The 13309-nt window shown below is 63.5% G+C and carries 16 protein-coding genes; all 16 read left to right on the plus strand.

All coding sequences use genetic code 11. The features are described 5' to 3' along the window. The first annotated feature begins 104 nt into the window (after positions 1-104). The 16 genes from trmJ (at position 105) to hisS (ending at position 13300) form a co-directional block, all read left to right on the plus strand. Positions 105-860: a tRNA (cytosine(32)/uridine(32)-2'-O)-methyltransferase TrmJ gene (gene trmJ / locus ABX298_RS15170; protein ID WP_031325634.1), complete on the plus strand. Its 756-nt coding sequence runs from the start codon at positions 105-107 to the stop codon at positions 858-860. Between the two features lie 3 nt (positions 861-863). Continuing rightward, positions 864-1649: a serine O-acetyltransferase gene (gene cysE / locus ABX298_RS15175; protein ID WP_367393311.1), complete on the plus strand. Its 786-nt coding sequence runs from the start codon at positions 864-866 to the stop codon at positions 1647-1649. Between the two features lie 179 nt (positions 1650-1828). Continuing rightward, positions 1829-2320 (plus strand): Fe-S cluster assembly transcriptional regulator IscR, encoded by a 492-nt coding sequence (gene iscR / locus ABX298_RS15180; RefSeq protein ID WP_008092572.1) that lies wholly within the window; start codon positions 1829-1831, stop codon positions 2318-2320. 46 nt (positions 2321-2366) lie between these two features. Continuing rightward, complete coding sequence (locus tag ABX298_RS15185; RefSeq protein ID WP_013971017.1) at positions 2367-3581, plus strand: IscS subfamily cysteine desulfurase; 1215 nt, start codon at positions 2367-2369, stop codon at positions 3579-3581. 46 nt (positions 3582-3627) lie between these two features. Continuing rightward, positions 3628-4014: a Fe-S cluster assembly scaffold IscU gene (gene iscU, locus ABX298_RS15190; protein ID WP_003248539.1), complete on the plus strand. Its 387-nt coding sequence runs from the start codon at positions 3628-3630 to the stop codon at positions 4012-4014. A 28-nt stretch (positions 4015-4042) separates the two neighbouring features. Further along, positions 4043-4366: an iron-sulfur cluster assembly protein IscA gene (gene iscA, locus ABX298_RS15195; protein WP_003257854.1), complete on the plus strand. Its 324-nt coding sequence runs from the start codon at positions 4043-4045 to the stop codon at positions 4364-4366. A gap of 8 nt (positions 4367-4374) precedes the next feature. Continuing rightward, entirely contained in the window at positions 4375-4896 is a 522-nt protein-coding gene (gene hscB / locus ABX298_RS15200; RefSeq protein ID WP_015269012.1) for a co-chaperone HscB, read from the plus strand. A gap of 42 nt (positions 4897-4938) precedes the next feature. Further along, positions 4939-6801: a Fe-S protein assembly chaperone HscA gene (gene hscA, locus ABX298_RS15205; protein ID WP_367393312.1), complete on the plus strand. Its 1863-nt coding sequence runs from the start codon at positions 4939-4941 to the stop codon at positions 6799-6801. A 3-nt stretch (positions 6802-6804) separates the two neighbouring features. Next, a complete protein-coding gene (fdx, locus tag ABX298_RS15210; protein WP_025337773.1) occupies positions 6805-7146 on the plus strand; it encodes an ISC system 2Fe-2S type ferredoxin in 342 nt (113 codons plus the stop codon). Positions 7147-7156: 10 nt separating this feature from the next. Next, positions 7157-7357: a Fe-S cluster assembly protein IscX gene (gene iscX, locus ABX298_RS15215; protein WP_025337774.1), complete on the plus strand. Its 201-nt coding sequence runs from the start codon at positions 7157-7159 to the stop codon at positions 7355-7357. 88 nt (positions 7358-7445) lie between these two features. After that, positions 7446-7871: a nucleoside-diphosphate kinase gene (gene ndk, locus ABX298_RS15220; RefSeq protein ID WP_011532343.1), complete on the plus strand. Its 426-nt coding sequence runs from the start codon at positions 7446-7448 to the stop codon at positions 7869-7871. A 28-nt stretch (positions 7872-7899) separates the two neighbouring features. Next, on the plus strand, positions 7900-9045 hold the full coding sequence (rlmN, locus tag ABX298_RS15225; RefSeq protein ID WP_075043830.1) for a 23S rRNA (adenine(2503)-C(2))-methyltransferase RlmN: 1146 nt from the start codon (positions 7900-7902) through the stop codon (positions 9043-9045). Between the two features lie 14 nt (positions 9046-9059). After that, complete coding sequence (pilW, locus tag ABX298_RS15230; protein ID WP_367393313.1) at positions 9060-9821, plus strand: type IV pilus biogenesis/stability protein PilW; 762 nt, start codon at positions 9060-9062, stop codon at positions 9819-9821. Beyond that, the gene (locus ABX298_RS15235; RefSeq protein WP_317408977.1) at positions 9818-10873 is read left to right on the plus strand and encodes a RodZ domain-containing protein; all 1056 of its coding nucleotides are present in this window, start codon (positions 9818-9820) and stop codon (positions 10871-10873) included. Before pilW ends, ABX298_RS15235 begins: the two co-directional genes overlap by 4 nt. A 2-nt stretch (positions 10874-10875) precedes the next feature. Then, the gene (gene ispG / locus ABX298_RS15240) at positions 10876-11985 is read left to right on the plus strand and encodes a flavodoxin-dependent (E)-4-hydroxy-3-methylbut-2-enyl-diphosphate synthase (protein ID WP_003257869.1); all 1110 of its coding nucleotides are present in this window, start codon (positions 10876-10878) and stop codon (positions 11983-11985) included. A gap of 25 nt (positions 11986-12010) precedes the next feature. Then, positions 12011-13300 (plus strand): histidine--tRNA ligase, encoded by a 1290-nt coding sequence (hisS, locus tag ABX298_RS15245; protein WP_317408978.1) that lies wholly within the window; start codon positions 12011-12013, stop codon positions 13298-13300. Positions 13301-13309 lie beyond the last annotated feature (9 nt).

Genomic DNA, 13309 nt, shown 5'->3' on the forward strand with positions numbered 1-13309 from the left:
AGAAAACTTTGGCGGCAGAAGTGTCACATTTGCTTTCATGGCGTTACGTCTGTCGGTTCTGTAAGATCGAAGGCCCTGATTCCTGCATCTGTGAGCACAACACCTTGCTGCAAAATATTCGTGTTGTTCTGGTCAATACCAGCCACCCCGGCAACATCGGCGGCGCTGCGCGTGCCATGAAAAACATGGGCTTGTCGCGTCTGGTGCTGGTGCAGCCGAAAGAGTTCCCCGCCGTGGATGCCAGCGCCCGAGCCTCGGGTGCCGACGATGTGCTGGACAACGCCCAGGTGGTCGACAGCCTCGAGCAGGCGCTGGTCGGCTGCAACCTGGTGATGGGCACCAGCGCCCGCGAGCGGAGCATCCCCTGGCCGCTGATCGGCCCGCGCGAGTGCGGGGCCAAGGCGGTGGAGCATGCCAACGGTGGCGAGGAAATCGCCCTGGTGTTCGGGCGTGAACACGCCGGCCTGACCAACGAAGAACTGCAGCGATGTCACTTCCACGTGCACATTCCCTCCAACCCCGACTTCAGCTCGTTGAACCTGGCCGCCGCTGTCCAGGTGCTCTCCTACGAGGTGCGCATGGCCTGGCTGGCCGCCGGTGCAGCGCCGGGCAAGGTCGAGAAGGTTGACGCCAGCGAGCTGGCGACCATGGACGAAATGGAGCTGTTCTACGACCACCTGGAAAAGACCCTGGTCGGTATCGGCTTTCTCGACCCCGAAAAGCCCAAGCACCTGATGCCGCGCCTGCGCCGGCTGTATGGGCGGGTGGCGGTCGAACGTTCGGAAATGAGCATTTTGCGCGGCATCCTCACCGAGACCCAGAAAGTGGTCCGGGGCGAGCCGCATAAACGGAAGGACTGACAGATGTTCGAACGCCTGCGTGAAGATATTCAAAGCGTATTCCACCGTGACCCGGCTGCACGCAACGCCTTCGAGGTGCTGACCTGCTACCCGGGCATGCACGCCATCTGGCTGCACCGTCTGGGCAATGCCCTGTGGAAGCGTGATTTCAAGTGGCTGGCCCGCCTGGTGTCCAACTTCGGTCGCTGGCTGACCGGCATCGAGATCCATCCCGGCGCCACCATCGGCCGGCGCTTCTTCATCGACCACGGCATGGGCATCGTCATCGGCGAAACCGCCGAGATCGGCGATGATGTCACCCTTTACCAGGGCGTGACCCTGGGCGGCACCAGCTGGAACAAGGGCAAGCGCCACCCCACCCTGGAAAACGGCGTGGTGGTAGGGGCGGGGGCCAAGGTGCTGGGCCCGTTCACCGTCGGTGCCGGGGCCAAGATCGGTTCCAATGCGGTGGTGACCAAGGCAGTGCCGGCCGGCGCCACCGCGGTAGGCATCCCTGGGCGCATCATCGTCAAGAGCGAAGACAATGAGGTCGAGGCCAAGCGCAAGGCCATGGCCGAGAAGATCGGCTTCGATGCCTATGGTGTCAGTGGCGACATGCCCGACCCGGTGGCCCGTGCAATCGGCCAGATGCTCGACCACCTGCAGGCAGTCGACGAGCGGCTGGAGGGCATGTGCGGCGCCCTGACCAAGATGGGCAGCGATTACTGCGCCAAGGAACTGCCAGCCCTGCCGGAAGATGACTTCACGGAAGTTGTCCAGGTGGCTCAGCGCGACACTCAGTCGCATTGATTGCGCCGCGCTGAAATCATGGTGACATACGGGGCGTGTGCTCACGCCCCCTGTCTGCTACAATCGCGCCCGCCTCCCCGATGCAAACCCGACTAAAGCACTAGGTCTAATAGTTGACTTAAATGCTCGGGAATCGCATACTCGCTCACATCCTGTAACTCCCGTGGTACCCAATAGCCATGCGACTGACTACCAAAGGCCGATACGCCGTGACCGCCATGCTCGACCTGGCGTTGCACGCGCAGCATGGGCCGGTGTCTTTGGCCGACATTTCCGAGCGCCAGGGCATTTCCCTCTCTTATCTGGAACAGCTGTTCGCCAAGCTGCGCCGCAGCAGCCTGGTCTCCAGCGTGCGTGGTCCAGGCGGTGGCTACCAGCTGTCGCGGGGCATGGAAACCATCCAGGTGGCCCAGGTCATCGATGCGGTCAACGAATCGGTCGATGCCACCCGTTGCCAGGGGCTCGGGGACTGCCATGCCGGTGACACCTGCCTGACCCACCACCTGTGGTGCGACCTCAGCCAGCAAATCCATGAGTTCCTCAGCGGTATAAGCCTGGCCGACCTCGTCATGCGCCGCGAGGTGCAGGAAGTCGCCCAGCGCCAGGACCTGCGTCGTGTCGCAGGCCGAACCGCCCAGCTGGACAAGATTGAGACGTCCGCCGTCGATTGATCCCACCGGGACGACGAGCGACGCCACCGCCTGATAGGAGAGACAAATGAAGTTGCCGATCTACCTCGATTACTCCGCGACCACCCCGGTCGACCCACGCGTGGCCCAGAAGATGGCCGACTGCCTGCTGGTCGACGGGAACTTCGGTAACCCGGCTTCGCGCTCCCACGTCTTTGGCTGGAAAGCCGAGGAAGCGGTCGAGAACGGTCGTCGCCAGGTTGCCGAACTGATCAACGCCGATCCGCGCGAAATCGTCTGGACCAGCGGTGCCACCGAGTCCGACAACCTCGCACTCAAGGGCGTCGCGCACTTCTATCAGACCAAGGGCAAGCACATCATCACCTCCAAGATCGAGCACAAGGCGGTCCTGGACACCGCTCGCCAGCTGGAGCGTGAAGGTTTCGAAGTCACCTACCTCGAGCCAGGCGAAGACGGCATCGTCACCCCGGCCATGGTCGAGGCGGCGCTGCGCGACGACACCATCCTGGTTTCGCTGATGCACGTGAACAACGAAGTCGGCTCGATCAACGATATCGCCGCCATCGGTGAACTGACCCGCTCGCGCGGCGTGCTGTTCCACGTTGACGCCGCACAGTCGGCCGGCAAGGTCGAAATCGACCTGCAAAAGCTGAAGGTCGACCTGATGTCGTTCTCGGCGCACAAGGTCTACGGCCCGAAAGGCATCGGCGCGCTGTACGTCAGCCGCAAGCCGCGTGTACGCCTGGAAGCCATCATTCACGGCGGTGGCCATGAGCGCGGCATGCGTTCGGGCACCCTGCCGACCCACCAGATCGTCGGCATGGGCGAAGCCTTCGCCATCGCCAAGCAGGAAATGGCCGCGGAAAACGTACGCATCAAGGCCCTGAGCGACCGCTTCTTCAAGCAGGTCTCGGACCTCGAAGAGCTGTACGTCAACGGCAGCAAGACTGCCCGCGTACCACACAACCTGAACCTGAGCTTCAACTACGTCGAAGGCGAATCGCTACTGATGTCGCTGAAGGACATCGCCGTATCGTCCGGTTCGGCCTGCACCTCCGCGTCGCTCGAGCCGTCCTACGTATTGCGCGCCCTGGGCCGCAACGACGAGCTGGCGCACAGCTCGATCCGCTTCTCCTTCGGCCGCTTCACCACCGAAGAAGAAGTCGACTACGCCGCGCAGAAAGTCTGCGAGGCCGTGAACAAACTGCGTGAGCTGTCGCCGCTGTGGGACATGTATAAAGACGGCGTTGACATCTCCAAGATCGAGTGGGCCGCCCACTAAGCAGTCGCCGGCAAGAGCGGCTCCCTGATGAGGAAGGAATTGCACCATGGCATACAGTGAAAAGGTCATCGACCACTACGAAAACCCGCGCAACGTCGGCAAGATGAACGCCGAAGACCCGGACGTCGGTACCGGCATGGTCGGCGCGCCGGCCTGCGGTGACGTGATGCGCCTGCAGATCAAGGTCAACGAGCAGGGCGTGATCGAAGACGCCAAGTTCAAGACCTACGGCTGCGGTTCGGCCATCGCTTCCAGCTCCCTCGCCACCGAGTGGATGAAGGGCAAGACCCTGGACGAAGCCGAAACCATCAAGAACACCCAGCTGGCCGAAGAACTGGCGTTGCCGCCGGTCAAGATCCACTGCTCGGTACTCGCCGAAGATGCCATCAAGGCAGCCGTACGCGATTACAAGCAGAAGAAAGGCTTGATCTAAGTCGCCTGTTGCGAGGTAAGGAGTCCTGATGGCTATCAGCATGACAGAAGCCGCCGCCAACCACGTGCGGCGTTCCCTGGAAGGGCGCGGCAAGGGCGAAGGCATTCGCCTGGGCGTGCGCACCACCGGTTGCTCGGGCCTGGCCTACGTGCTGGAGTTCGTCGACGAGCTGGCCGACGAAGACCAGGTGTTCGAGAACCATGGCGTCAAGGTGATCATCGATCCCAAGAGCCTGGTCTACCTCGATGGCACCGAACTGGACTTCGTCAAGGAAGGGTTGAACGAAGGCTTCAAGTTCAATAACCCCAACGTGCGCGGTGAGTGTGGCTGCGGCGAAAGCTTCAACGTTTGAGGCTGGCTGTGGGTACTCCTTGTCATTTCGCATTGTTTGACCTCCAGCCAAGCTTCCGCCTGGATCTCGACAAGCTGGCCACTCGCTATCGCGAGCTGGCCCGCGAAGTCCATCCCGACCGCTTTGCCGACGCCTCCGAGCGCGAGCAGCGCGTGGCGCTGGAAAAGTCCGCGGCCCTCAACGACGCCTACCAGACACTGCGCAGTGCGCCGCGTCGCGCCCGCTACCTGCTGGCCATCGGTGGCCACGAAGTGCCTCAGGAGGTCACGGTCCACGACCCTGACTTCCTGTTGCAGCAGATGCAGTGGCGTGAAGAGCTCGAAGAACTGCAGGACGAAGCCGACCTCGATGGCGTGGCCGTGTTCAAGAAGCGCCTGAAGGTCGCCCAGGACACGCTGAACGAGGACTTTGCCGCCTGCTGGGACGCCCCAGGCGAGCGCGACAAGGCCGAACGCCTGATGCGCCGCATGCAGTTCCTCGACAAGCTCGCCCAAGAAGTGCGCCAACTGGAAGAGCGCCTCGACGATTAACCCGGTGCTGCCCGTGATGGCACCTAAGGTATTCAGATAAGCATGGCCCTACTGCAGATTGCCGAACCCGGTCAAAGCCCTCAGCCGCATCAGCGCCGCCTGGCGGTGGGGATCGACCTGGGTACCACCAACTCCCTGGTCGCCGCACTGCGCAGCGGCCGTAGCGAGCCCCTGCCCGACGCGCAGGGCAATGTCATTCTGCCGTCCGCGGTGCGCTACCTCGAAGGGCGCAACGAAGTGGGGCAGGCTGCACGCGATGCCGCTTCCAGCGACCCGCTGAACACCGTGCTGTCGGTCAAGCGCCTGATGGGGCGCGGCCTGGCCGATGTCAAGCAACTGGGCGAGCAGCTGCCGTACCGCTTCGTTGGCGGTGAGTCGCACATGCCGTTCATCGACACCGTGCAGGGGCCGAAAAGCCCGGTGGAAGTGTCCGCCGATATCCTCAAGGTGCTGCGCGAGCGTGCCGAAGCCACCCTCGGTGGTGAGCTGGTGGGTGCGGTGATCACCGTGCCGGCCTATTTCGACGATGCCCAGCGCCAGGCCACCAAGGACGCTGCGCGCCTGGCCGGCCTGAACGTGCTGCGTCTGCTCAACGAGCCGACCGCCGCTGCCGTGGCCTATGGCCTGGACCAGAACGCCGAAGGCGTGGTGGCCATCTATGACCTGGGCGGCGGTACCTTCGACATTTCCATCCTGCGCCTTACTGCCGGCGTATTCGAAGTGCTGGCCACCGGTGGCGATACCGCCCTGGGTGGTGACGATTTCGACCACGCCATCGCTGGGTGGATCATCGAGCAGGCCGGGCTGTCGTCCGACCTGGACCCGGCCACCCAGCGCGCGCTGTTGCAGACCGCCTGCGCCGCCAAGGAAGCCCTGACCGACGCCGACGTGGTCAGCGTCAGCCATGGCACCTGGCAGGGCGAGCTGAGCCGCGCCGGCTTCGAAGCCATGATCGAGCCCATGGTTGGCCGCAGCCTCAAGGCCTGCCGTCGCGCCGTGCGTGACAGCGGTATCGAGCTGGAAGAAGTCAGCGCCGTGGTCATGGTCGGTGGTTCGACCCGCGTACCGCGTGTGCGTGAAGCCGTCGGAGCACTGTTCGGCCGCACCCCGCTGACCTCGATCGACCCCGACCAGGTGGTGGCCATCGGTGCCGCCATCCAGGCCGATACCTTGGCCGGCAACCGCCGCGAAGGTGGCGAACTGCTTCTGTTGGATGTCATCCCGCTGTCGCTTGGCCTCGAGACCATGGGCGGGCTGATGGAGAAGGTGATCCCGCGCAACACCACCATCCCGGTGGCGCGTGCCCAGGAATTCACCACCTATAAAGATGGCCAGTCGGCCATGATGATCCATGTGCTGCAGGGCGAGCGCGAGCTGATCAGCGACTGCCGCTCGCTGGCGCGCTTCGAGCTGCGTGGCATCCCGGCCATGGTCGCCGGTGCGGCAAAAATCCGCGTTACCTTCCAGGTCGACGCCGACGGCCTGCTCAGCGTCGCCGCCCGCGAGCTGGGCTCGGGCGTGGAAGCCAGCATCCAGGTCAAGCCCTCCTATGGCCTGACCGACGGCGAAATCGCCCGCATGCTCAAGGACTCCTTCGAACACGCAGGTTCCGACAAGCAGGCCCGCCAGCTGCGTGAGCATCAGGTGGACGGTGAGCGCCTGCTCGAAGCGGTACAGGGCGCCCTGGACGCCGACGGTGAGCGTCTGCTCAGCAGTGACGAGCGCGACGCCATCGAATTCCAGATGCAAGAACTACGTGATTTGCTGGCCGGCACCGATGGCGCAGCCATCGAGCAACAGACCAAGCGTCTGTCGCAGGTGACCGACGCATTTGCCGCCCGTCGCCTTGATTCGACGGTCAAAGCCGCACTGGCCGGGCGCAACCTGAATGAGATCGAGGAGTAACCGATGCCGCTGGTGACATTCCTGCCGCACGAGAAGTTCTGCCCCGAAGGGCTGACCGTGGAAGTCGAGCCCGGGACCAACATCCTGGAGCTGGCCCACGACCATCACATCGAGATGGAAAGCGCCTGCGGCGGCGTCAAGGCCTGCACCACTTGCCACTGCATCGTGCGCAAGGGCTTCGACTCGCTCGAAGAAGCCGACGAACTGGAAGAGGACATGCTGGACAAGGCCTGGGGCCTGGAGGCTCAATCGCGCCTCGGCTGCCAGGTGGTCGTCGCTGACCAGGACCTGGTCATCGAGATCCCCAAGTATTCGCTCAACCACGCCGCCGAAGCGCCGCACTGAGGTTTGCCCCATGAGCCTGAAATGGATTGATGTACTTGAGATCGCCATCCAGCTTGCAGAAAGCAAGCCGGAAGTCGATCCTCGTTATGTGAATTTCGTCGACCTGCACAGCTGGGTGCTGGCATTGCCAGAATTCAGCGACGATCCGTCACGCGGCGGTGAGAAAGTGCTCGAGGCAATCCAGGCCGCCTGGATCGACGAAGCCGACTAAGCGTCATCTGCAGGTTAGGCAATCCCCCGGAACCCGCGTATAATTCGCGGGTTTAATTTTTCGTAACACTCATATTCTGGAGTTTTCCATGGCTGTTCAACGTACTTTCTCGATCATCAAGCCTGACGCCGTTGCCAAAAACGTCATCGGCAAGATCACCACTCGCTTCGAAGAAGCTGGCCTGAAAATCGTTGCCTCGAAAATCAAGCAACTGTCCAAAGCCGAAGCCGAAGGCTTCTACGCCGAGCACAGCGCTCGTGGCTTCTTCGGTGACCTGGTTGCCTTCATGACTTCCGGCCCGGTCGTTGTTCAGGTTCTGGAAGGCGAAAACGCCATCGCTCTGAACCGTGAGCTGATGGGCGCTACCAACCCTAAAGAAGCTGCTCCAGGCACCATCCGTGCTGACTTCGCCGAGTCGATCGACGCCAACGCCGTTCACGGTTCGGACTCCGAAGCTGCTGCTGCTCGCGAAATCGCTTACTTCTTCGCTGCTACCGAGGTAACCACTCGCTAAGCGAAAGCTTACGGGTGAGGGTGAATCCATGACGACATCTACTGGCAAAATCAACCTGCTGGGTCTGACCCTGCCGGAAATGGAACAATTCTTCGACTCTATCGGGGAGAAGCGCTTCCGCGCCGGTCAGGTGATGAAATGGATTCACCATTTTGGCGTCGATGATTTCGCCGCCATGACGAACGTCGGCAAGGTCTTGCGCGAAAAGCTCGAGGCCGTTGCCGAGATTCGGGGCCCGGAAGTGGTCAGTGAAGACATTTCCGCCGACGGTACCCGCAAGTGGGTGGTCCGCGTTGCCTCCGGCAGCTGCGTCGAAACCGTCTACATCCCCACTGACGATCGCGGCACTCTGTGCGTGTCGTCGCAAGCCGGCTGTGCCCTGGACTGCAGCTTCTGCTCCACCGGCAAGCAAGGCTTCAACAGCAACCTCACCGCCGCCGAAGTGATCGGCCAGGTGTGGCTTGCCAACAAATCCTTCGGGACCGTTCCGGCCAAGATCGACCGCGCCATTACCAACGTGGTCATGATGGGCATGGGCGAACCCCTGCTGAATTTCGACAATGTCATCGCCGCCATGAAGATCATGATGGAAGATCTGGGCTATGGCATTTCCAAGCGTCGCGTCACCCTGTCCACCTCGGGCGTGGTGCCGATGATCGACGAGCTGGCCAAGCACATCGATGTGTCGCTGGCCCTGTCGCTGCACGCACCGAACGACGAACTGCGCAACAAGCTGGTACCGATAAACAAGAAGTACCCGCTGAAGATGCTGCTGGAATCGTGCATGGGCTACATGTCCACCCTGGGTGGCAAGCGCGTGCTGACCATCGAGTACACCCTGCTCAAGGATGTAAACGACCAGCCAGAGCATGCTGCGCAAATGATCGAGCTGCTGCGCGACGTGCCATGCAAGATCAACCTGATCCCGTTCAACCCGTTCCCGCACTCCGGCTACGAGCGGCCGAGCAACAACGCCATCCGCCGCTTCCAGGACCTGTTGCACCACGGTGGCTTCAACGTCACCACCCGCACCACCCGTGGTGATGACATCGACGCTGCCTGTGGTCAGCTGGTCGGCCAGGTCAACGACCGCACCCGCCGCAGCGAGCGCTACATCGCTGTGCGCCAGCTGTCCGCGGACGCCGAGCTGCAAGACAGCCCCGCCAGCCACTGACCGGGACCTTGCCCATGAGCCTGCGCGCCGCGCTGTCGATCCTTGCGCTTTCGCTGCTGGCCGGCTGCGTGTCGGGCGGCGCGAGCGACCCCCTGGCCAGCCGCCAGGGCAGGGCAGAGGCGGGGCGGGCCTATGTGCAGCTTGGGCTGGGTTATTTGCAACAGGGTTTGACCGAGCAGGCCAAGGCGCCGCTGGGCAAGGCCCTGGCCCTGGATGGCGGTGATGCCGATGCACACGCAGCCCTGGCGCTGGTCTTCCAGGCCGAAGGCGAGCCGGCGCTGGCCGAAGCGCACTTTCGCAAGGCGCTGCAGGCACGCACGGGCGACACGCGAATTCGCAACAATTACGGCAGTTTCCTTTATGCTCAGGGGCGATTTGCCGAGGCCGAGCAGATGTTTCGCCTGGCCAGCGCCGATACCCTGTATCCTGAGCGCTCACGCGTGTACGAGAACCTGGGCCTGACCGCTCTGAAGCTCGAGCGCCGCGACCAGGCGCATGCGTATCTGCTGAAAGCTTTGCAACTCAACCAGCGGCAACCGAAAGCGTTGCTGGAAATGGCTGAGTTGTCCTACGAAAACAGGCATTATGTGCCGGCCCGGGACTACTACGATCGTTTCAGCCTGTTGAGCGACCACGATGCCCGTAGCCTGCTGCTGGGCAGCCGCCTTGCCAGGGTATTCGACGAGCAGGGCACACTGGCCGAGCTGGGCCAGCAATTACAACGACTTTATCCCGGTACGCCGGAATATCAGCAATACCTGTCGGAGCAACGATGAAAGCCGCGCATCCCGAAGTAGCAGTAGCGCCTGGCCAGAACCCCGGTGAGCTTTTGCGTCAGGCCCGTGAGAACCGGGACTGGTCACAAGCCGAGGTGGCCCGCAAGCTCAACCTCACTGTCAGTTCGTTGAACCACGTGGAAACCGGCGCCTTCGACAAGCTGCCGGGGCATACCTTCGCCCGTGGTTATATCCGCGCCTATGCCAAGCTGATGGACCTGGACCAGGCTGCCCTGGTGGAGGCCTTCGACCGTTACACCGGCACCCACGCCAAAGGCAGCGACGTGCACTCGCTGGGCCGTATCGAAGAGCCGGTGCGCCTGTCGCACAATATTCTGCGCGGCGTCAGCCTGCTGCTGCTGGTGGCCGTGGTCGGTGGCGGCTTCGTCTGGTGGCAGGACCAGGGCAGCCTGCGTGGCAAGGACCTGGCCAAGATCGCCCTGGAGCACGTCGAAGTCGAAAGCGCCGACGGTACCACCCAGATTCACCCGCTCGATGAGCCTGAAGACCAGGCTGTTTCCGCTGGCCAGCAGCCTGAGAGCGCGCCGCTGCCGCTGGAGCAGGGCGCTGCCGAGCAGCCTGCCGCCGCCGAACCGGCACCGGCAAGCCCGGCACCTGCTGCTACCGCTGCCGCAGTGCCGGCACCGGCCCAGCAGGCGCCTGTGCCACCGGTCGTCACCGCCCCTGCTGCCGCGCCTGCGCCGGTAGCACCGGTTGCCCCGGCTCCGGCCCCGGCGGCTGTTGCACCTGCTACGCCGGTAGCGGCCGTGGCCGCTGCCGAGCCTGCCGCCCCCGCCGCAGTGCCGGCTGGCAGCGCCAAGGTCGCCATCCAGTTCGTCGCCGATTGCTGGACCCAGGTCACCGACGGCAACGGCAAGGTGCTGTTCAGCGCCATCAAGCGCAAGGGGGACAACCTCGAGCTGACCGGCAAGCCGCCGTTCTCGGTACGCCTGGGCTTTGCCCGTGGCGCCCAGGTCAGCTACAACGGCCAGGCCGTCGATGTTGCCCCGTTCACCAGTGGCGAGACCGCTCGCCTGAAGTTGGGACAGTAATCATGCACGGCGAATCTCCGATCAAACGTCGCGAATCCCGCAAAATCTGGGTCGGCAATGTACCGGTGGGTGGTGATGCCCCCATCGCGGTGCAAAGCATGACCAACACCGACACCAACGATGTGGCCGCCACCGTGGCGCAAATCCAGCGCCTGGTCGATGCCGGCGTGGACATCGTGCGCGTCTCGGTGCCGGATATGGACGCCGCCGAGGCGTTCGGCCGCATCAAGCAGCAGGTCAGCGTGCCGCTGGTTGCCGACATCCACTTCGACTACAAGATCGCCCTGCGCGTGGCCGAACTGGGCGTCGACTGCCTGCGTATCAACCCGGGCAACATCGGCCGTGAAGACCGTGTGCGCGCGGTGGTCGATGCCGCCCGCGACCGCGGCATCCCGATCCGTATCGGCGTCAACGCCGGCTCCCTGGAAAAGGACCTGCAGAAGAAGTACGGCGAACCGACCCCGGCAGCGCTGGTCGAGTCGGCCCTGCGCCACGTCGAGCACCTCGACCGCCTGGACTTCCAGGACTTCAAGGTCAGCGTCAAGGCCTCCGATGTGTTCATGGCCGTCGAAGCCTACCGCCTGCTGGCCAAGCAGATCGTGCAGCCGCTGCACCTGGGCATCACCGAAGCCGGTGGCCTGCGTTCGGGGACGGTGAAATCCGCTGTCGGCCTCGGTATGCTGCTGGCCGAAGGCATTGGCGATACCATCCGTATCTCGCTGGCGGCCGACCCGGTCGAAGAAGTGAAAGTCGGCTACGACATCCTCAAGTCGCTGCACCTGCGCTCGCGCGGCATCAACTTCATCGCCTGCCCGAGCTGCTCGCGGCAGAACTTCGATGTGGTCAAGACCATGAACGAGCTGGAAGGGCGCCTGGAAGACCTGCTGGTGCCGCTGGACGTGGCGGTGATCGGTTGCGTGGTCAACGGCCCGGGCGAAGCCAAGGAGGCCCATGTGGGGCTGACCGGCGGCACGCCGAACCTGATCTACATCGACGGCAAGCCGGCGCAGAAGCTGACCAACGACAACCTGGTCGATGAGCTGGAAAAACTCATCCGCCAGAAAGCGGCCGAAAAGGCCGAAGCCGACGCGGCGCTGATCGTCCGTGGCTGACACACAGAATTCGTAAGGACTTTTCGTGAGCAAATCGCTGCAAGCCATCCGTGGCATGAACGACATCCTGCCAGAACAGTCGCCGCTGTGGCGCTACTTCGAAGGCACCGTGGCCGGCCTGCTGGACACCTACGGGTACAGCCAGATCCGCACGCCGATCGTCGAGTTCACCGAGCTGTTCAAGCGCTCCATCGGTGAAGTGACCGACATCGTCGAAAAAGAGATGTACACCTTCGAGGACCGCAACGGCGATTCGCTGACCCTGCGCCCCGAAGGCACTGCCGCCTGCGTGCGTGCCGTGCTCGAGCATGGCATCACCGGCAACGGCCAGGTGCAGAAACTGTGGTACATCGGCCAGATGTTCCGCCACGAGCGCCCGCAGAAGGGCCGCTACCGCCAGTTCCACCAGATTGGCGTGGAAGTGTTCAACCTGGACGGCCCGGACATCGACGCCGAGCTGATCATGCTGACCTGGCGCCTGTGGGGCCTGCTGGGCATCCAGGACGCGGTCAAGCTGGAGCTCAACAGCCTGGGCACCAGCGAAGCCCGTGCACGCTACCGCGATGCGCTGGTCGAGTTCCTCTCGGCGCGCCTGGAGCAACTGGACGAAGACAGCCAGCGCCGCCTGAAGAGCAACCCGCTGCGCATCCTCGACAGCAAGGACCAGAACACCCAGGCGGTGCTGGTCGGTGCGCCGAGGCTGGAAGACTACCTGGACGAAGAGTCGCGCGTGCACTTCGAGGGCCTCAAGGCCCGCCTGGACGCTGCCGGCATTCCGTTCGTGATCAACACCAAGCTGGTGCGTGGCCTGGACTACTACAGCAAGACCGTGTTCGAGTGGGTCACCGACAAGCTCGGCGCCCAGGGCACCGTCTGCGCCGGCGGCCGTTATGACGGCCTGGTCGAACAGATGGGCGGCAAGCCGACCCCGGGCGTCGGTTTCGCCATGGGCATCGAGCGCCTGATCCTGCTGCTGGAAACCCTGGGCAAGGTGCCCGAGTCCATCAGCCGCCAGATCGACGTCTACCTGTGCGCCTTTGGCGAACAGGCGGAACTGGCCGGCCTGCGCCTGTCCGAAGGCCTGCGCGACCGCCTGCCGGGCCTGCGCCTGGCAGTCAACGCCGGTGGTGGCAGCTTCAAGAGCCAGTTCAAGAAAGCCGACAAGAGCGGCGCGCTGTTCGCCCTGATCCTCGGCGACGACGAACTGGCCAAGCAAGAGATCGGCTTCAAGCCCCTGCGTGGTCAGGGCGAACAACAGAACATTGCCTGGGATGCTCTGGCTGAGCACCTGGAAACCGCGATCGCGCAGGCGTAACGCGGTTCA

This window comes from Pseudomonas sp. X4, assembly GCF_040784925.1.
In the GTDB taxonomy this organism is placed as follows: domain Bacteria; phylum Pseudomonadota; class Gammaproteobacteria; order Pseudomonadales; family Pseudomonadaceae; genus Aquipseudomonas; species Aquipseudomonas putida_Z.

Coding starts and splice junctions, on each gene's coding strand:
- iscU (WP_003248539.1), top strand. CDS start 3,628: ATGGCATACAGTGAAAAGGTCATCGACCACTACGAAAACCCGCGCAAC.
- ispG (WP_003257869.1), top strand. CDS start 10,876: ATGCACGGCGAATCTCCGATCAAACGTCGCGAATCCCGCAAAATCTGG.
- ABX298_RS15185 (WP_013971017.1), top strand. CDS start 2,367: ATGAAGTTGCCGATCTACCTCGATTACTCCGCGACCACCCCGGTCGAC.
- ndk (WP_011532343.1), top strand. CDS start 7,446: ATGGCTGTTCAACGTACTTTCTCGATCATCAAGCCTGACGCCGTTGCC.
- hscA (WP_367393312.1), top strand. CDS start 4,939: ATGGCCCTACTGCAGATTGCCGAACCCGGTCAAAGCCCTCAGCCGCAT.
- iscX (WP_025337774.1), top strand. CDS start 7,157: ATGAGCCTGAAATGGATTGATGTACTTGAGATCGCCATCCAGCTTGCA.
- rlmN (WP_075043830.1), top strand. CDS start 7,900: ATGACGACATCTACTGGCAAAATCAACCTGCTGGGTCTGACCCTGCCG.
- ABX298_RS15235 (WP_317408977.1), top strand. CDS start 9,818: ATGAAAGCCGCGCATCCCGAAGTAGCAGTAGCGCCTGGCCAGAACCCC.
- iscR (WP_008092572.1), top strand. CDS start 1,829: ATGCGACTGACTACCAAAGGCCGATACGCCGTGACCGCCATGCTCGAC.
- iscA (WP_003257854.1), top strand. CDS start 4,043: ATGGCTATCAGCATGACAGAAGCCGCCGCCAACCACGTGCGGCGTTCC.
- fdx (WP_025337773.1), top strand. CDS start 6,805: ATGCCGCTGGTGACATTCCTGCCGCACGAGAAGTTCTGCCCCGAAGGG.
- cysE (WP_367393311.1), top strand. CDS start 864: ATGTTCGAACGCCTGCGTGAAGATATTCAAAGCGTATTCCACCGTGAC.
- pilW (WP_367393313.1), top strand. CDS start 9,060: ATGAGCCTGCGCGCCGCGCTGTCGATCCTTGCGCTTTCGCTGCTGGCC.